Origin of the sequence: Thalassobacter stenotrophicus (assembly GCF_001458315.1) — a bacterium.
GTDB lineage: Bacteria > Pseudomonadota > Alphaproteobacteria > Rhodobacterales > Rhodobacteraceae > Thalassobacter > Thalassobacter stenotrophicus.
In genome coordinates, this window is record NZ_CYRX01000010.1 from 107756 (window position 1) to 125679 (window position 17924).

General features: G+C 57.2%; 17 protein-coding genes. 9 read left to right on the top strand and 8 right to left on the bottom strand.

The window, feature by feature from the left end:
- Window positions 1-35 precede the first annotated feature (35 nt).
- Entirely contained in the window at window positions 36-1391 is a 1356-nt protein-coding gene (locus THS5294_RS03710; RefSeq protein ID WP_058122671.1) for an ABC transporter substrate-binding protein, read from the bottom strand.
- A 305-nt stretch (window positions 1392-1696) separates the two neighbouring features.
- Here THS5294_RS03710 and THS5294_RS03715 point away from each other — a divergent pair, with 305 nt between their 5' ends.
- From THS5294_RS03715 to THS5294_RS03750, 8 genes are all read left to right on the top strand, one after another.
- Window positions 1697-2758 carry a substrate-binding domain-containing protein gene (locus THS5294_RS03715; protein ID WP_058122672.1) on the top strand — a complete coding sequence of 354 codons (1062 nt, stop codon included), beginning with the start codon at window positions 1697-1699 and terminating at the stop codon, window positions 2756-2758.
- Window positions 2759-3009: 251 nt separating this feature from the next.
- Window positions 3010-3348, top strand: a complete 339-nt coding sequence (locus tag THS5294_RS03720) for an STAS domain-containing protein (protein ID WP_058122673.1) — start codon at window positions 3010-3012, stop codon at window positions 3346-3348.
- On the top strand, window positions 3345-3707 hold the full coding sequence (locus tag THS5294_RS03725) for a response regulator (RefSeq protein WP_058122674.1): 363 nt from the start codon (window positions 3345-3347) through the stop codon (window positions 3705-3707). Before THS5294_RS03720 ends, THS5294_RS03725 begins: the two co-directional genes overlap by 4 nt.
- Window positions 3708-3719: 12 nt before the next feature.
- Window positions 3720-5891, top strand: a complete 2172-nt coding sequence (locus THS5294_RS03730; protein ID WP_058122783.1) for a chemotaxis protein CheA — start codon at window positions 3720-3722, stop codon at window positions 5889-5891.
- A gap of 3 nt (window positions 5892-5894) precedes the next feature.
- Window positions 5895-6362, top strand: coding sequence for a chemotaxis protein CheW (locus tag THS5294_RS03735; protein ID WP_058122675.1), 468 nt, complete (start codon window positions 5895-5897; stop codon window positions 6360-6362).
- 5 nt (window positions 6363-6367) lie between these two features.
- Window positions 6368-7207 carry a CheR family methyltransferase gene (locus tag THS5294_RS03740; protein WP_058122676.1) on the top strand — a complete coding sequence of 280 codons (840 nt, stop codon included), beginning with the start codon at window positions 6368-6370 and terminating at the stop codon, window positions 7205-7207.
- Between the two features lie 14 nt (window positions 7208-7221).
- Window positions 7222-7608 (top strand): response regulator, encoded by a 387-nt coding sequence (locus THS5294_RS03745; protein WP_038002803.1) that lies wholly within the window; start codon window positions 7222-7224, stop codon window positions 7606-7608.
- 3 nt (window positions 7609-7611) lie between these two features.
- Window positions 7612-7968: a DUF8776 family protein gene (locus tag THS5294_RS03750; protein ID WP_058122677.1), complete on the top strand. Its 357-nt coding sequence runs from the start codon at window positions 7612-7614 to the stop codon at window positions 7966-7968.
- Between the two features lie 20 nt (window positions 7969-7988).
- Here the strand turns inward: THS5294_RS03750 and THS5294_RS03755 are convergent, their stop codons facing one another.
- On the bottom strand, window positions 7989-9812 hold the full coding sequence (locus THS5294_RS03755) for an ABCB family ABC transporter ATP-binding protein/permease (protein ID WP_058122678.1): 1824 nt from the start codon (window positions 9810-9812) through the stop codon (window positions 7989-7991).
- 75 nt (window positions 9813-9887) lie between these two features.
- The gene (locus THS5294_RS03760; RefSeq protein WP_058122679.1) at window positions 9888-11267 is read right to left on the bottom strand and encodes a LysM peptidoglycan-binding domain-containing protein; all 1380 of its coding nucleotides are present in this window, start codon (window positions 11265-11267) and stop codon (window positions 9888-9890) included.
- 143 nt (window positions 11268-11410) lie between these two features.
- Here THS5294_RS03760 and THS5294_RS03765 point away from each other — a divergent pair, with 143 nt between their 5' ends.
- The gene (locus tag THS5294_RS03765) at window positions 11411-11950 is read left to right on the top strand and encodes an LOG family protein (protein ID WP_058122680.1); all 540 of its coding nucleotides are present in this window, start codon (window positions 11411-11413) and stop codon (window positions 11948-11950) included.
- 103 nt (window positions 11951-12053) lie between these two features.
- Here the strand turns inward: THS5294_RS03765 and THS5294_RS03770 are convergent, their stop codons facing one another.
- From THS5294_RS03770 to THS5294_RS03790, 5 genes are all read right to left on the bottom strand, one after another.
- Window positions 12054-12653 carry a superoxide dismutase gene (locus THS5294_RS03770; protein WP_038002796.1) on the bottom strand — a complete coding sequence of 200 codons (600 nt, stop codon included), beginning with the start codon at window positions 12651-12653 and terminating at the stop codon, window positions 12054-12056.
- Window positions 12654-12754: 101 nt separating this feature from the next.
- Entirely contained in the window at window positions 12755-13306 is a 552-nt protein-coding gene (locus tag THS5294_RS03775) for a sarcosine oxidase subunit gamma (protein WP_072936680.1), read from the bottom strand.
- Window positions 13299-16205, bottom strand: coding sequence for an FAD-dependent oxidoreductase (locus THS5294_RS03780; RefSeq protein WP_058122682.1), 2907 nt, complete (start codon window positions 16203-16205; stop codon window positions 13299-13301). Before THS5294_RS03780 ends, THS5294_RS03775 begins: the two co-directional genes overlap by 8 nt.
- Window positions 16202-16525: a sarcosine oxidase subunit delta gene (locus tag THS5294_RS03785; protein ID WP_038002790.1), complete on the bottom strand. Its 324-nt coding sequence runs from the start codon at window positions 16523-16525 to the stop codon at window positions 16202-16204. The genes THS5294_RS03780 and THS5294_RS03785 overlap by 4 nt, the downstream gene beginning before the upstream one ends.
- An 88-nt stretch (window positions 16526-16613) precedes the next feature.
- Window positions 16614-17858: a sarcosine oxidase subunit beta family protein gene (locus THS5294_RS03790; RefSeq protein WP_038002788.1), complete on the bottom strand. Its 1245-nt coding sequence runs from the start codon at window positions 17856-17858 to the stop codon at window positions 16614-16616.
- Window positions 17859-17924: the final 66 nt, after the last annotated feature.

Genomic DNA, 17924 nt, shown 5'->3' on the forward strand with positions numbered 1-17924 from the left:
CAGGACACGCGCCTTGGAGGGTCCGTTAAGGGGGATCACTTTAGGTCGTCCCAGCGGGCTTGGATGCCTTCGGCCACGGTTTTGGCATCTTCGCCCGTGACGTAGTCGACCATGCCCGTCCAAAACGCGCCTGCGCCAATCTCACCCGGCATCAGGTCCGATGCATCAAAGCGGAAGGTCGTCGCGTTGCGCAGGATTTCGCCTTGGGCGCGGCTGCTGTCGTCGATGTAGGTCATCGGGTTCACGCCTGCGTGCGCCGTCAAAAATCCGCCCTGTGCCATCCATGTTTCATGGGCGACGGGCAGCTTCAGGAACTCCAGCATCGCCGTCGCGGCCTCGGACGGGTCCGTCACGGAAAACAACGTCCCCGCACCCAGCACGGGCTTGCCTAGGTCTTTGTCCGCAAAGGCCGGAAAGTAGAAGAAATCCACGTCTTGGCCCATGGTCGTCCCATCTGGGAAAAACGCCGGGATAAACGATGCCTGACGGTGCATGTAGCATTGGGGCGGGATCGCAAATAGGCCCGATGGGCTGTCGCGGAAATCGGTGTTGGCCACCGCGCTCACGCCACCGTTCACAAAGGCCTCGTTGCGCGCAAATACGCCGAATTTCTCAATTGCCTCGATGACTTTGGGGTCATCAAAGCCGATCTCATTGCGGACCCAAGCGTCGTAATCCTCTGGCGCGTTGATCCGCAGCATGATGTCTTCGACCCAGTCGGTCGCGGGCCAACCGGTGGCCGCCCCTGACCCCAGACCGATACACCAAGGCGTGCCGCCATCCGCTGCGATCTGATCCGTCAGCGCGAGCAGATCTTCCATGGTTTCAGGCAGGTCATAGCCCGCCTCATCAAAGGCATCGGGCGAATACCAAACTAGCGATTTCAGATCGACACGGTAGAACATGCCGTAAAACCCCGATGCGCCATCCGCACCTGGATAGGTCGCGAGATCGACCCATGACTGGCCAGCCGCATAGTTCCGCGCCACCCAATCTGCGGTGTCTTGTGGCAATGGCGTCAGCAACCCCTGACTGGCCAAGTCCGCCGCAAGGCCCGGCTGCGGGAACACCGCCAAATTCGGCGCAGAGCCTGAGCGCGCTGAAATCACGATATCCTGTTCGAAGCTGTCGGAGCCTGAGTATTGCACCTGCGCGCCTGTGGCGGCCTCAAAGTAGGCCAGAACCACCTCAAACTTGTCTTTCTCTGCCCCGGTCCATGGTCCTGAGATCGTTAAGGTTTGACCCGACAGGTCAGTGTCCTCAGCAAAGGCGGTGTAACTGTCCCAAGAAAACGCGCCCTCTCCCGGCGCGAAGGGCAGATGTCCGTCGGCGTTTGCCATGGCGGGCCATAGCGCACAGGACGCCACGCAGCACAACAGTGCTTTCTTCATTCTAATTCCTCCCTCGTCACACCCAGCAATCAAACCAAAGCCAGCACAACGAAACGCATGTTTTTAATGTCTTGGGTTACAGCGTGGCGTATTTGAAAGCGCTTTGGCAAGCCTTAATCGAAACAAATTGGCCTTGGATATTCTGCGCGTTGGACCAGCCCGGTACCGACGACCAGAGCCATACGTCTCTATCACGATTACGCTGAATAATGCGGTAGCCTTGCCTTCGCCCTTCGCATTCTTTGACAAAAACTAAGGGGGCCCCTACCGTTAACGCACAATTTATTTCCCGAAAGCCTTTACCCGTGAACCTCAAACAATTGTCAGAAAAACTAGGGCTGTCGCAAACGACAGTGTCTCGTGCTTTGGGCGGTTATCCAGAGGTAAAGGCCGCGACCCGCGAACGCGTACACCAAGCCGCGCTAGCGTATAATTATAAGCCCTCGCGCCGGGCGACATCGTTGGCCACCGGCCGATCCATGGCCATCGGGCACGTCATCCCCTTGTCTAGCAATCACGAAATGGTGAACCCAGTTTTCGCGGATTTCATCGCGGGCGCGAGCGAGGTTTATGCCACAGCCGGGTACGATATGCTTGTGTCCGTCGTCAGTGATACGGATGAGCTACGTACCTACCGCGACTTGGCGGGCAAAGGCACTGTAGACGGTGTGATCGTCCACGCCCCCGTACCCCAAGACACACGGATCAAGGTCCTGCACGATCTGGGCCTGCCGTTCGTCGTGCATGGCAGGGCAGAGCCGCAGGCGATCGAGTATTCCTATGTGGATATCAACAATTACGGTGCTTTTACGACGGCCACCCACATGCTGTTGGACCTTGGGCATGAACGCATTGGCCTGCTGAACGGGACCAAAGGTGTCGATTACGCCGACCAGCGTGAGCGCGCCTATTGCGAAACACTGGCCGCGCGGGGCTTTGCCCCTGCCCCCGATTTAATCACCAACAATGAGATGACCGAACATGCGGGCTACGATGGGGCAAAGCGGCTGTTGTCCGCCGCGAACCCACCGACCGCATTCTTGGCGTCATCCGTGGTGATCGCGCTTGGGGTGCACCGCGCGCTTGCGGAACTTGGGCTCAAGCTAGGGCGCGATATTTCCGTTGTCTGTCATGATGATGCGCTGTCCTACATCGGCAACGGGGGTGAGACGCCTTTATTCACCGGCACGCGGTCTTCGGTTCGGGCGGCGGGGCGGCGATGTGCTGAACTGCTGCTTGATCGCATTGCATCGCCCACCGCACCCCACACCCAAGAGGTCTGGGATGTCACCCTACACATGGGCCAGTCGACTGGGCCCGCGCCACGCCACACAGCGGCGCAGGTGACATCGGCCCACGACGCGTGACCACGCGACAGCGGTTAATTTGCTGATGGACAGCAATTTTGTCAGCTTTTATGGCGTCATAGGGCGCGTTGGATTTTTCAGCGCACAGGCCGTTCCTGCGAATTTTGACACAGTTTGCCCCGCATGTTTTGCCGGATGATTATGCGGCATTGTTTGGCTACGCCGGGCGATTGATTGTTTTGGCGTGAAAAACTGAACCTCGAGTAACCGTTTCTTAGCATCCTTCAGTCTATCTCGGGGTCAGATCGAGATTGAAAGGGACGCGCTTTGAACCTGCCTATGACCCAATTCCTGTGCAATGCGGTGTGATCATGGCCTCTGTCATTGCTCTTCCCGCCCGTGTTGATCTGTCGGCCAGTATTGACCTGCGCGACCGCCTTTTATCTGGCTCCAGCGATGTCACGATTGATGCATCCAGCGTCAATATTCTGACCACGCCGGGGCTACAGGTTCTGCTAGCGGCCAAGCCGCATTTAGCGGCGGACAGTCGGGCTCTTACGATTGATGCGCCCTCCGCCGAATTTCTTAGCTGTTTGACCAGCTTTGGCACCGACCTTTCCGCAATCCAAACCGAAGGGGCGGCTCCATGAATGTTCTCGCCGTAGATGACAGTCGCACCATCCGAAACATGGTCACGCTTGCGCTGACCCAAGCCGGCATAACCTCCCAAGTGGCCGAGGATGGTGTGCATGGGCTTGAGGTTTTGTCGCAGATGGCACCGGACGCGATCATCACTGACATCAATATGCCACGCATGGACGGGTTCGAATTCATCCAAGAGGTTCGCAAACAAGATGCCTATCAAGGCATTCCCATCCTCGTGCTCACAACCGAAAGCGCGCAAGACATGAAGCTGCGCGCCCGACAAGCCGGTGCCACCGGTTGGATCGTAAAGCCGTTTGACCCAGCCAAGTTGGTTGGGGCCCTGCGCATGGTCACGGGGGGCTAATTCATGGACCCAATGGCAGAAATCAAAGCGTCATTCTTTGTTGAATGTAGCGAACTTCTCGAAAGCCTCGAAGAAGGGTTATTGCAGGTTCAGGGCGGTGATACCGATCCTGAAACTGTCAATGCGGTGTTCCGTGCAGTCCATTCGATCAAGGGCGGTGCGGGTGCCTTTGGGTTGGACGATCTCGTCCACTTCGCGCACCGATTTGAAACGGTCTTGGATGAGGTGAGATCAGACCGCCTCGCGATAGACGCTGATGCGGTTCTGCTCTTTTTAAAATCAGCGGATTCTTTGTCCGATTTGGTCGCCGCAGCCCGGGATGAAACGCCCGTGGATGAGGCTAAGAATACGGTCGTTATTGCCGAATTAGAAACACTGATGCCCGGAGGAGGCGATACCAACGAGACCAGCAACGATGCCGATCAGGAGCTAAACTTCGCTCCGATGACGCTGTCGCTCGACCTGCCCGCCATCGGCAGCCAAGTGGACGCGGATATCGGTGAGGTCACGGATGAGGCAGCGGCTACAACGCCAGTCTGGACGATCCGCTTCACCACAGAGAAAGGCTTAAATCAAAGCGGCAACGAACCCCTATTTTTGATGCGAGCCCTCGCCGAATTGGGACCGGTCACGGCTATCTGTGACACCGCAGATCTGCCTTCGCTTAAGGTGCTTGACCCTAGCCAAACCAACTTGCACTGGGACCTCACGCTGTCAGCCGACACGTCACAAACCGACATTGAAGAGGTGTTTGAGTTTGCCCAGGGGCTATGTACCCTCGCAATCACCAAGAATACATCAGACCAAAGCACGCCAGACACAGCTGACATAGAAGCGCTACCTGATCTTCCAGACCTTCCTGCCTTGCCAGATTTACCCGCGCCCTCAGTAGATGACCAAGCACCGGCGCAACCTGCCACAGAGAACACCCCGCATGAGGCCCCTAAACCACCAGCCCCTACACCCACCAAAGCCGCACCCGTCGCGGCAACCGTACGCGTGGATCTGGAGCGGATCGACCGGCTTGTTAACCTTGTGGGTGAGTTGGTCATCAATCAAGCCATGCTTTCACAGAGTCTTTCGGCTCAGAACTTGACCTCGAATACAACGATCTCGACCGGTCTAGATGAATTCCAACAACTGACCCGGGACATCCAAGACTCAGTCATGGCTATCCGTGCGCAACCCGTTAAACCTTTGTTCCAAAGAATGTCACGGATCGTGCGTGAAGCCGCCCATGACACGCACAAAAAGGTGCGATTGGTGCTAGAGGGCGAAGCAACAGAGATCGACAAGACGGTCATCGAACGCCTCGCTGATCCGCTTACCCACATGATCCGCAACGCCGTCGATCATGGCTTGGAAACACCCGAAAAACGGGAGCAGTCCGACAAAGACCCCGAGGGTACGATCCACCTGCGCGCCACGCATAGGTCAGGCCGCGTTGTCATCGAAATTCAAGATAACGGTGCGGGCATCAACCGTGAGCGCGTGTTGTCAATCGCTCAAAGCAAAGGACTGGTTCCAACAGATGCCGTCCTAAGCGACGCCGAAATCGACAACCTTTTGTTCATGCCTGGTTTTTCCACTGCCACAGAAATCTCCAACCTCTCAGGTCGTGGTGTAGGTATGGACGTGGTCAAACGGGCCATTCAATCTCTCGGTGGGCGGATTTCAATCCAATCAACCCCGGGACACGGCTCGACATTCTCGATCAGCCTGCCCCTCACCCTCGCGGTCCTAGATGGGATGGTGATCGAGGTTTCTGAGCAAACGATGGTTGTGCCCCTATCCTCCATTGTAGAAACGCTGACGCTTGCGGACGCAGAGATTCAAACCTTGGATCAAGGCACCCAAGTTGTTCACATCCGTGGTAAATTTGTTCCGCTGTTGGACCTAGCCGTCGAGTTTGGGTACCGCGCGCCGAACGTCATTCCCGAAGATGCCGTTGTCCTCTTTATCAGCGCCGAGGACGGTGAGCCCTACGCGTTGGTTGTGGATACAATCCATGAACAGCGGCAAGTCGTCATTAAGGGCCTCGCGGACAGCTACGGCTATGTCCCTGGCGTTGCGGCAGCAACAATCCTAGGCGACGGCAAAATCGCCCTCATCCTTGATCCCGTAGATCTTATCGCGCGCGCCGGTTCACCGGATACACCCACCGCCCTTTCCATGGCAGGATAGAAAATGACCCACGACCCAACAGATGCCTCTAACAGCGACCTGGAGCTTTTGGCCTTTCGCGTAGGAGAGCAAGAGTACTCCGTCGATATTATGAAAGTCCGTGAAATCCGCGGATGGTCACCCGCCACATCCCTGCCACATGCACCTGACTATGTCCGCGGCGTCATTAATCTTAGGGGGGCAGTCCTGCCCATAGTTGACCTTAGTGCACGGCTCGGGATGGATCCGATCGAAGCAACCTCACGCAATGTCATCATCGTGATGCAGCTCGAAACCCAAACCTTGGGCGTTTTAGTCGATGCCGTATCTGACATTCTGACCCTGCAAAAATCCGATATCCAACCGCCACCGGAACTTGCAAACGGCAAAGCGAGCTCATTCATCAGCGGCCTAACGATAGTGGAGGACCGCATGATCCGCGTCATCGACCTTGCGGGTGTTTTGCCTGAAACAGGGCAAGCGGCCGCTTGAACCAAATGCGCACCCAACGTTCCGAACTAAGCGAAGCAGACTTTCAAGCTGTATCGAAACTTGCCTATGACGAGGCCGGTCTCGTTTTACCCGCCTCAAAAAAGGCATTCGTTTATTCGCGGCTCCAAAAGCGATTGCGTCACCTCAAACTCGGAACTTTCGAAGACTATTGTGCCTTGCTTCGGCAGAACGACCCAGATGGTGAGGCCGAACGCATCAACCTGATTTCAGCTCTCACAACAAACGTCACCCAATTCTTTCGCGAAGCTCATCATTTTGAATTATTTGGCAAAGAGGTTCTTCCGGGGATGGTAGAAGCGGCACGCAAAGGCGATCCCGTACGCATTTGGTCCGCAGGCTGTTCTGCCGGACAAGAGCCTTTTACAATCGCGGCCTACTGCCTGAAACATGCGCCCCAACTTGCAACAGCCGACTTTAGAGTTCTCGCATCAGATATTGACCCCAACGTCCTGCATCATGGCCTAGCCGGGGTTTACCCTGAGGACAGCCTGCCAGACGACCGATCAGATTACTTCAGCGATTTAATTGAAGCGACCGAGAATCCAAAAGACTTCCGCTTCAAAGAAAACGTCAAAAAACTGATTGCGTTTCGGAAACTCAATCTCCTGAGAGATTGGCCTTTTTCAGGTCGATTTGATGCTATTTTCTGCCGAAACGTGGCGATTTACTTCGACCTGCCGACCCAGCAGGGGCTTTTCGAAAAATTTGGCAAACAGCTGAAACCAAAAGGCTGGCTGTTCGTCGGCCACAGTGAGCGCGTCAACCTCGACACCAACAAGGCGTTCCGTTCCGCTGGTCTGACCAGCTACCAACGCACCGAATAAATGAGAGGCAAATAATGGCACTCCGAGATCAACTCAAAGTCCTGGTCGTGGACGACATGGCTACGAGCCGTGGCTTAATCCTGAATGCGCTCGACTCTTTCGGGATCACACAAGTGGAATATGCCGACAATGGCCTCACGGCGATGCATCAACTAAAGGCAAGCCCTGCGCACCTCGTGATTTCGGACTACAACATGCCGGAAATGGATGGCTTGCGTTTGCTGCAACACATCCGCCACGATCCAACTACACGTGGCACCGGGTTCATCCTCATTACCGGCAAAGCCGATGCGCAAATCGTCGGTACCGGCAAACAGTTGGGCATGAATAACTTTCTCAAAAAACCATTCACACCCGTTGAAATGCGCGATTGCATCGAAGCCGTTGTGGGCAAGCTTTAAAAAATGAACCCTTTGCCAACTGAGCCAACGGAGCTTCAAGCCGTCATCGCGCAGGAATTGTCTCGTCTGTCTGCAACCGCCAAGGATGTCGAAACCCACCTAGAAGATGCTCTGGGCGGTGATACCCTACAAGAAACCACAATCACGGGTATTCAACAGATTGACGAATTGGCGCAGGTCCTTGAACAACTGTCCCATCTGATGACCCATGCTTCACAAGTGACGCCGATACCTCAAGACGAGGCCACTATCTTGATAGACGTAGTCAATTTGACCAGCTTGCAACACAGACTTCAGGGTCTGGCCGAGCCAAAAGCGGCACAATCCAACGCGTCGAGCGAGGACATAGAGTTCTTTTAGATTGCCATCTAAAGCAGCCGCTATGCCGCCGTTTCTGCCTCGGACTGCTGCTTGGACCACATTTGGGCAAAGCGCCCATCCTGTGTGATGAGTTCTTTGTAGGTGCCACTTTCAACGATAACGCCACCCTCCAGGACAACAATCATGTCAGCATCAACCACTGTAGAAAGACGGTGCGCGATCATAATCACACTGCGGCCCGCACTCATTTCTCGAAGCTCAGACTGAATTTCGCGCTCGGTTTCAGTGTCCAAAGCCGAAGTCGCTTCGTCCAAAACCAAGATCGGTGGGTCTTTTAGCAAGGTACGCGCAATACCCACGCGCTGCTTTTCACCACCAGATAACTTTAGGCCCCGCTCACCCACTTGCGTGTCATAGCCATCAGGCAGACTTTCGATGAAGCCATCTATCTTTGCAGCACGCGCGGCTTCAACAACTTCCGCCCGAGTGGCATCCGGACGACCATATGCAATGTTATAATACAGGGTGTCATTAAACAGGACGGTGTCTTGCGGTACGATCCCGATACGCGCGTGGACACTGGCTTGTGTCACATCGCGGACGTCCTGCGCATCGATCCGCACCGCCCCCCCGGTCACATCGTAGAACCTAAACAACAGGCGACCCATTGTGGATTTACCCGATCCAGACGGCCCCACGATCGCGACTGTTTGGCCGGGTCGTACGTGCAGCGACACCCCCTTTAGGATCGGACGCGCTGCATCGTAACCAAAGTGGATATCATCAAACCGGACGTCACCCGCCGATACGTCGAGGTCAGCTGCGCCGGGCGCATCCTGCACCTCGGCTGGTTGTTCAAGCAGGCCAAACATTTCACCCATATCAACCAAAGCTTGCCGGATTTCGCGATACACCGTACCCAAAAAGTTCAACGGCATCGTGATCTGGATCATGTAGGCGTTTACCATCACAAAATCGCCAACCGTTAGCGCACCATTTTGCACCCCAACGGCCGCAAGGACCATAACGCCCACAAGCCCGGATGTGATGATCAGCGATTGGCCAAAGTTCAAAAACGCGAGCGAGTATGACGTCTTGAGCGCCGCCGCCTCATACCGCTCCATCGCACTGTCATAACGCGCGGCTTCCCGTGCCTCGGCGCCGAAATACTTGACCGTTTCAAAGTTCAACAGACTATCGATGGCCTTTTGGTTCGCATCCGTGTCCTGTTCATTCATGACCTTGCGAATTTTGACCCGCCATTCGGTCACGGCAAACGTAAACCAAACATAAATGGCAATCGTGCCCACCACGATCACAAGGTACCAAGCGTCGAACAAAACGAACAAAACGCCCGCGATCATCAACAGCTCCAGCAGAAGCGGGCCTATCGAAAACAGCAGGAAACGCAGAAGAAAATCCACGCCTTTGACGCCGCGTTCAATGATCCGGCTCAGCCCGCCAGTTTTGCGCGTGATATGATACCGCAACGACAGCCGATGGATATGGGTAAACGTTTGCAGCGCCAACTGCCGCAAAGCACCCTGCCCGACTGCTGCGAAAATCACATCTCGCAACTGTTGGAAACCCACGGTCATGGCGCGCGCCATCCCGTATGCGATGGTCAGCCCGACGGCCCCAAGCGCCATCATCCACGCAGCATCAACCGCCTCACCCGCAAGCGCATCCACCGCAACCTTGTACAAAAAGGGCGTGCCGACCGCGATGACTTTGGCAAAAACCAACATCGAAAGGGCCAAGACAACGCGCCGCTTCACCCATGGCTTGTCCTCCGGCCATAGGTACGGTGCGACACGGCGAATGACGGACAAGCCGGACGCCGAGAATTCAGATGCTGGTTGGGGGTCTTGAGGGGCGCGCACGCAAAAAACCTTTTAATGAGGTTACGATAGTCTAAACGGCCCGATCCGGCATCACCAGAGCGAAACCAATATGGTTCAGTTGTTGCTTGCCGCCGCGGGCACTTCGAACACTTGGCCGGGATAGATCAGATCTGGGTCGCGGATCAAAGCGCGGTTTGCCTCAAACACTTGAACATAGCGCAGGCCGTCGCCGTATTGCGACTTTGCGATCCCCCACAAAGTAAATCCGGGCTGCACCGTCACAAACACATCGCCCGCTTGCGCAACGCTTGCAGCGACCTGTGCCGGGGCGCGTTCAAACGGGGTCTCTAGCCGCGAAACGACTGTCCCGTCAGCGTCCAACGCGTCGATCCGCAGCGTATAGACGCCCTCCTCCACGTCGGACAATTCCGTCCGCCATGTGCCCTCTTCACCGATATCGACTGTGCGCACGGGCTCATCATCAAGATAGACTTGCACGACCCGCTCGTCCTTGCCGCGCCCGCTCAGCACAACATTTCCGAGTTCATCGTAGGTGATCGTATCGATGCCGATGTCCGCCACCAGATCCGGTGCACCCTGCACGATTTCGACGGCATCCCCTTGGCTCCGCAGCACTGTTGGCGCGACCTTAGCCACTGCTGAAGCTATTTCGACAGGAGCTTCAACCGACGTATCCTCAGTCGTTTGCTCTAATTCCTTGATTGGCTCGTCCGCATCAGACGCTACATCCAAGGCCGCCATTTGCTCTGACGGTGTCTCGCCTCCTGCGTCCGTCGCGATTGCAACTGGGGGTGTGGTGGGCTGCACCGCCGCGACCAAGATCGTATCATCGGCATCGACGACGGACCCGTCGCTCAGCTGAACACGTACGCGCAAGCTGCGCGCCGTTTCGCTGGGTGCGAGGTCGAACAACGCGGCGAAATCGCCCTGCGCATTGGCGCGCACTTCGGCCAAAACCTCTGCCCCCAAGACGATCTGGACTGTTGCGCCGGGCACTGCGGTGCCGGCCAAAAGCGCATTGCCAATCGGGTCAATTCTTATGGTTGAGACGACAGGCGGGCTGGGCTTGGCAGGCGCTTCGTCCACCTCGGGCTGGGCGGTTTCGTTAGCGGTTTCAATAGGATCGGCCTCAGCCTCATCCGCCACCACTTCCTCAGCCACAATCACGGTCTCCGCCGGAGCGGCAACCACTTCGGTTGGTGCAGACACAACCGGCGGTGACGCCTCATCCGTTACGACTGCAACCTCAGGCGTTTCCATCGGCACGACTTCTTGCTCAGGTTCAGCCTCCGGCTCAACCTCGGCAATCACGATGGATTCAGGCGCTTTTTGCGGCTCGACCACTGCAGGCGCAGGCACTTCCACAACCTCAGGCTCAGCGCCAGGGCGCAACCAAAAGACAGCCGCGCCCAGCCCCGCGATCAAAACCACGACGCCCAAACCTTTTTGCGCGTTTGCATTCAACAGTGCCATGATGCCTACCTTCTGAGCGCCCTCTGCGAGAGCATTATTGCAAGGCCCTTAAACTTGGACCCGGTTGCGCCACACTAGCAAGGCGTGTAGCCAAGGAAAAGTCATCCCTTTCTTCTACTTATCATCAAAGGTTGGTGTGCGACATGGCTCACTCTGTTTGCGTCTATTGTGGATCTCGTGATGGCAATAATCCTGCCTATGCCGCTGCTGCGGATGCACTGGGCCACGGCCTTGCGGTACGCGGCTGGCGTTTGGTCTATGGTGCGGGCGATGTTGGGTTGATGGGCCGAGTTGCGCGCGGCGCGCAGGCAGCGGGCGGTGATACCTTTGGCGTTATCCCCACGCACCTTTTGCAGCGCGAAGTCGGCAAACGCGACTTGGGCACTTTTATCATCACCGAAACCATGCATGAGCGTAAGAAAGTCATGTTCATGAACGCCGATGCCGTCGTGGTTTTGCCCGGGGGCGCCGGAAGCTTGGATGAGTTGATGGAAGTTCTGACGTGGGCGCAACTTGGGCTGCACGCGAAACCCATCGTGTTGTTGAACACTGACGGCTACTGGAACCCGCTTTTGACATTGATGCAGCACGTCGTGGACGAGGGTTTTGCCGACGCATCATTGTTGTCGCTGTTCACAGTCCGCGATGATGTTGCGGACGCTTTGGACGCAACACAGCAATAGCCCGATGTAACCGCTTTCATAATGGCATTGGGTCGATGTAAGCGCTTGCATAGCAAAAAGCACGCCCGAAGGCGTGCTTTCATCAATATCGATCGGCACGCAATTACATGCGGGACGCGACGTTTTCCCAGTTCACGAGATTGTCGAGGAAGTTCGACAGATACGCAGGGCGCTTGTTGCGGAAGTCGATGTAGTAGGAGTGTTCCCACACATCACAGCCCAGGAGTGCGGTCTGACCAAAGCACAGCGGGTTCACGCCATTCTCGGTCTTGGTCACAGCAAGGCCACCATCAGCCGTTTTGACCAGCCACGCCCAGCCTGAACCGAACTGACCGGCGCCCGCTGCAGAAAACTGCGACTTGAATTCTTCTACCGAACCAAAGCTTTCAACCAGAGCTTTTTCCAGCTCACCCGGCATGGCCGATGCGCCTGGGCCCATCATTTCCCAAAACTGGTTGTGGTTCCACAGCTGCGAGATATTGTTGAAGATACCATTTTGGGCCACGGCTGTTGCGTCGTAAGTGCCCTTGATGATGTCTTCCATCGACTTGCCGTCCCACTCGGTGCCGGCGATCAGCTTGTTGCCGTTATCGACGTATGCCTTGTGGTGCAGGTCGTGGTGGTATTCCAGCGTCTCTGCGGACATGCCTTTGTCGGCCAAAGCGTCGTGGGCATAGGGAAGGTCAGGCAGTTCAAAAGCCATGTAGGTCTCTCCTGTAGGTCTTATGGATCGTTAACGCTCAATGTCGTGTGACCGGCCCCAAGGTCAACCCCTGACGGCGCGGTTTCACATCATAGGCAGGTTTAGCGCGTGAAAACACCCACCTCAGACCCCTTGCGCGCAGACATCTGAAGCACACCAAACACGTAGTCCGCAACTGAGCGGAAGCAGATGATCTGTGCGTTTTCTGCGTCCTCGAGCCAGAATGCGGCGGCAACTTGCGCCAAGCGAGTGCGGCGCACCTCACCGGGGGCAAGCGTGGCCAGATCCACCGGGCATAGTTTGGCCAAGGCTTCTTTCGTGCCCGCGCCCTCAACCCGCAGAACGGCCCGCGCGTCCGACACCACGTGCACCAACGCGTGGGTGTCTGCCATCGCGGCCTGAACTTTTTGCGCCAGCGCGGGTGCGTCGGCGTACTCCGTGACCAGCAACAGCTCATCCGGCGCCATCCATGCCACGCCATCCACAATCTGGCGGACAACCGGCACCGTAATCCCGCAGGACGACAACGCTGCGACCGTTGCTGCGTCGGTCAGATCGGCGCGTACACTGACCATGCCCGTCAAGCCTGCGTCCCGAACGGTCACAAACCCAGTGGATACGGCGCCTTCTAATACGCTCATTGCATTAGACATTTTGCTTCTCCCCCTCAGGGTCATAAAACACAGGGCTCACAATCCGCGCATAAGCGACCGTGCCATCAACACGCGGGAAGGCAAGCACCTCACCCATGCGATCAGGCCCGTGCAGCACCAGCCCCATCGCAATCCCGCGGTCCAGCGTGGGCGAGTAATAGGTCGAGGTCACGCGCCCAATCATATTGCGTTGCCCGTTTTCATTATGGCCATCCGCCACGGCGTAGGCCCCATCAGGCAGAACGCTGCCGTCCACAGTTTCCAGCCCCACCAGCTTCCACCGGGTCGGATCCGCCATGTGGCTGCGGCTGTGGGCGCGATTGCCAAGAAAGTCCTCTTTCTTTTTCGACAACGCCCAGTTGAGCCCAAGATCTTGCGGGATCACGGTGCCGTCGGTCTCGTCACCAATCATGATAAAGCCCTTTTCAGCCCGCATCACGTGAAGCGCTTCGGTGCCATACGGCGTGATCCCAAAGGGTTCACCGGCTTCCATCAATGCCTCCCAGAAAGCGAGGCCTTCGGAGGCAGGCACAGAAATCTCATAGGATAATTCACCAGAAAAACTAATGCGGTACACGCGGACGTTAAAGTCCCCGATCTTACCATCAGCCCAACCCATAAACGGCAGCGCCTGCGCGCTTAGGTCCATGCCGCCGAGTGTTTCCAGCATGGTGCGGGCGTTCGGCCCGACCACTGCAACCTGCGCAAATTGCTCCGTCAGGTTTAGGGTCCAAACCTTCCAGTCCCACCATTCGCACTGGAGCCAATCCTCCATCCACGCGTGGATGCGGTCCGCGCCACCTGTTGTGGTGTGGCAAAGCCACGTGTCCTCATCGATACGCGCCACGACGCCGTCATCCATCAAGAACCCGTTTTCCGAGCACATGAGCCCGTAGCGGCATTTGCCCGGCTTAAGGTTCGACATCATGTTCGTGTAGAGCATGTCGAGGAACTTGCCCGCATCCGGCCCCTTAACCACGATTTTACCCAGTGTTGAGGCATCGAGCAGGCCCAGGCTGGTGCGGGTATTGGTGATCTCGCGGTTAACCGCGTCCTCCACGCTTTCGCCCGGTTGTTGGAAGCAGTAGGGCCGCCGCCAATGACCAACGGGTTCCCAGTGGGCACCGTTCTTTTCATGCCACGCGTGCATAGGTGTCCGGCGCAGCGGTTGAAAGATCTCTCCCCGTGCTTCGCCCGCAATCGCGCCCATCGAAATGGGTGTGTAAGGCGGGCGGAACGTAGTCGTCCCCACCTGTGGGATGCCTGTGTCCAATGCATCAGCCAAGACCGCGAGGCCGTTGATATTGCTCAACTTACCTTGGTCCGTTGCCATCCCAAGGGTGGTGTAGCGCTTGGCGTGTTCAACGCTTTCGAAGCCTTCTTGCGCGGCCAATTGGACGTCCGACACTTTGACATCGTTTTGGAAATCCAGCCACATCTTGTTGCGCGTCTCGATCGAGGCGCCTTGGGGCATGATCCAAACTGGCGCGATGTCACCTTGATCAATCTCACCATTGGCCCAACCGACGACCGACACAAAACCTTCGCCGGTTTGATTGGTGGGCGGACGATTTGGATCGGGCCGGAACATCGCCTGATCTTCGTCCCACGTCAGCTTGCCACCGCAATGCGACCACAGATGCACCACCGGGGACCAACCGCCGGACATGGCGACCGCATCGCATTCGATCGTCGTGCTAACGCTGCCATTGCTGTCTTGCGCACAGATGGCAACACCGGTCACACGGTCTTTGCCTTTGACCTTAGCGATAGCGGAGGCGACTTTAACCTCAACTCCCAAGTCGCTGAATTTGCTTATAAGAGCCTCATCCACGCTGGGACGCGCATCGATAATCGCTGGCACGCTCAGGCCCGCATTTACCATCACCTCAGCGGTGCGATAGGCGTCATCGTTGTTTGTCACAACCACGGTACGTTTGCCCGGAGCCACCGCATGGTTCACCACGTAATCCCGCACCGCAGAGGCCAGCATCACACCGGGCAGGTCATTCCCCGCAAAGCTCAGCGGACGTTCCAGCGCCCCCGTTGCAGTCACAACATGGCCTGCACGGATCCGCCACAAGCGGTGGCGCGGTACGTCATTTGCGGGCGCGTGATCGGTGATCCGCTCATAGCCCAAGACATAGCCGTGGTCATACACGCCTGCGCCCATGCAGCGGTCGCGCAGCGTTACGTTATCATTTGCTTCAAGGGCTTGCAGCGTGACGCTCACCCACTCATCCGCAGGTTTGCCTTCAACCACGGCGCCGTCTACTGGCGCACGACCGCCCCAGTGACCGTTCTGCTCCAGTACAATCACGCGTTTGCCATCGGCTGCTGCATCCCGCGCAGCCATCAGGCCCGCGATACCGCCGCCAACAACCAACACATCGCAGAACGCATAGAAGTGTTCATAGGTGTCGGCGTCAGCCTCTTTTGGGGCCGCGCCCAGACCCGCCGACTGGCGAATGATCGGCTCAAACACGTACTTCCAGAAGTGACGTGGATAGAGGAACGTCTTGTAGTAAAAACCTGCGGGCAAGAACCGCGCGAACTTTGCGTTGATCGCGCCGACGTCGAACTCAAGGCTTGGCCAATGGTTTTGACTGCGCGCAGCCATGCCGTCGAACAATTCCGCGGTGGTAGCGCGTTGGTTCGGCTCAAACCGCCCGCCTTCACCGATGTTCATCAGCGCGTTCGGCTCTTCGGCACCGCTGGCGACAACGCCGCGTGGACGGTGGTATTTGAACGACCGCCCCATCAGCATCTGATCGCGTGCAAGCAGCGCAGAGGCCAAGGTGTCGCCCGCAAACCCGCGCATGATGCGCCCGTTAAAGGTAAATTTCAGCTCGGAAGTGCGGTCAATTAAGCGACCGCCGCTAGGCAGACGAAAGCTCATGTCTCTGGGCTCCAGTCGGGGCGTTTGGATTTGATGGCTTCGATGATCTCAGCCGGGGGTGCGGGTGTTTGCGCCGAATAGGTGCCAAACACCTCAAGCGTTGTGGTGCAGCGCGCCGCAAGGAACCACTTGCCGCAGCCGTAGGCGTGGCGCCACCGCTCAAAATGGACGCCTTTTACGTTGGGACGCGTGAACAAATACGTCTCAAAATCGTCATCGCTGGAACCGGGGCCAAAGCGTTTGAGGTGCGCTTCATAGCCGGGGGACAATTCTGTCTCACAGGCTTGGACGCCGCAGTACGGGCATTTGAGGGTTAGCATGGGTGCATCCCTTTTTTCATGATTGGCCTAGAAGCAAAGAAGTTGGACGGGGCCGAGCGGAGTATGTCGGTTTGGGGCGTGGTGATCATCAATGTGCCACCCCTGCCGCGACGCTTTCGTCGATGAAGCGGCCCTCGCGGAAACGCTCCATCCCGAATTCGGCCGTGAGCGGCGAGTAGCCTTTGGCCATCAACTCCGCGAACCCAAAGCCCGAGCCCGGGATCGCCTTGAACCCGCCGGTGCCCCAGCCGCAGTTGATGTAGCAACCCTCAAGTGGGGTTTTCGACAAGATCGGCGAGCGGTCGCCCGTCACATCCACAATCCCACCCCACTGGCGCAACATCTTGAGCCGTGAGATCATCGGGAACGTCTCGATCAAGGCGCGTACGGTTTCCTCAATATGGTGGAACGATCCGCGCTGCGTGTAGTTGTTGTACCCATCGGTGCCACCACCGATCACCATCTCACCTTTGTCAGATTGGCTCATGTAGCCGTGGACCGTGTTGGCCATGACCACCACGTCCATGCAGGGCTTGATTGGTTCCGAAACAAGGGCTTGCAAGGCGACGCTCTCGATTGGGAGGCGGAAGCCTGCCATCTCAGCGACGTGGCTCGAATGGCCCGCGACCACGATCCCGAGCGAATTACACCCGATGTCACCCAGCGACGTCTGCACTCCGGTGACCTTGCCGCCCTCAGACGTCACACCGGTCACTTCGCACTGTTGGATGATGTCCATCCCCATGTCCGAACACGCCCGCGCATAGCCCCAAGCCACCGCGTCGTGCCGCGCAGTACCGCCACGGGCCTGCCACAGGCCACCCAAGACGGGATAGCGCGGGCCTTCGATATTCATGATCGGACACAGCTGTTTGACGCGCTCAGGTCCGATCCATTCGGTTTTCACCCCTTGCAGCGCGTTGGCGTGCGCCGTGCGTTGATAGCCACGCACCTCATGATGGGTCTGCGCCAACATGATCACGCCGCGCGGGCTGAACATTACGTTGTAGTTCAGGTCCTGCGACAGCGTTTCATACAGTGACCGCGCCTTTTCATAGATCGCCGCCGAAGGGTCCTGCAAATAGTTGGACCGGATGATCGTGGTGTTACGGCCCGTGTTGCCGCCCCCCAACCAGCCTTTTTCCAACACGGCCACATTCGTAATCCCGTGGTTTTTGCCAAGGTAATAAGCGCTGGCCAGCCCGTGGCCACCAGCACCTATGATGATGGCATCATAGCGTTTTTTAGGCGCGCGTTTGGCCCACGCGCGTTCCCACCCTTGGTGGTAATTCGCGGCCTCACGGGCGATAGCAAAGGCAGAATAGCGTTTCATGCGCACAGGGCTCCCGGGTCAGTCTTGGATGAGGGTATCTCTCGCAAAACGATCTTCAAGCCGCGC

Excerpts from the sequence above, each read along its gene's own strand:
- THS5294_RS03710 (WP_058122671.1), bottom strand. The coding sequence starts at position 1,391 with ATGAAGAAAGCACTGTTGTGCTGCGTGGCGTCCTGTGCGCTATGGCCC.
- THS5294_RS03725 (WP_058122674.1), top strand. The coding sequence starts at position 3,345 with ATGAATGTTCTCGCCGTAGATGACAGTCGCACCATCCGAAACATGGTC.
- THS5294_RS03730 (WP_058122783.1), top strand. The coding sequence starts at position 3,720 with ATGGCAGAAATCAAAGCGTCATTCTTTGTTGAATGTAGCGAACTTCTC.
- THS5294_RS03735 (WP_058122675.1), top strand. The coding sequence starts at position 5,895 with ATGACCCACGACCCAACAGATGCCTCTAACAGCGACCTGGAGCTTTTG.
- THS5294_RS03740 (WP_058122676.1), top strand. The coding sequence starts at position 6,368 with ATGCGCACCCAACGTTCCGAACTAAGCGAAGCAGACTTTCAAGCTGTA.
- THS5294_RS03745 (WP_038002803.1), top strand. The coding sequence starts at position 7,222 with ATGGCACTCCGAGATCAACTCAAAGTCCTGGTCGTGGACGACATGGCT.
- THS5294_RS03750 (WP_058122677.1), top strand. The coding sequence starts at position 7,612 with ATGAACCCTTTGCCAACTGAGCCAACGGAGCTTCAAGCCGTCATCGCG.
- THS5294_RS03760 (WP_058122679.1), bottom strand. The coding sequence starts at position 11,267 with ATGGCACTGTTGAATGCAAACGCGCAAAAAGGTTTGGGCGTCGTGGTT.
- THS5294_RS03765 (WP_058122680.1), top strand. The coding sequence starts at position 11,411 with ATGGCTCACTCTGTTTGCGTCTATTGTGGATCTCGTGATGGCAATAAT.
- THS5294_RS03770 (WP_038002796.1), bottom strand. The coding sequence starts at position 12,653 with ATGGCTTTTGAACTGCCTGACCTTCCCTATGCCCACGACGCTTTGGCC.
- THS5294_RS03775 (WP_072936680.1), bottom strand. The coding sequence starts at position 13,306 with ATGTCTAATGCAATGAGCGTATTAGAAGGCGCCGTATCCACTGGGTTT.
- THS5294_RS03780 (WP_058122682.1), bottom strand. The coding sequence starts at position 16,205 with ATGAGCTTTCGTCTGCCTAGCGGCGGTCGCTTAATTGACCGCACTTCC.
- THS5294_RS03785 (WP_038002790.1), bottom strand. The coding sequence starts at position 16,525 with ATGCTAACCCTCAAATGCCCGTACTGCGGCGTCCAAGCCTGTGAGACA.
- THS5294_RS03790 (WP_038002788.1), bottom strand. The coding sequence starts at position 17,858 with ATGAAACGCTATTCTGCCTTTGCTATCGCCCGTGAGGCCGCGAATTAC.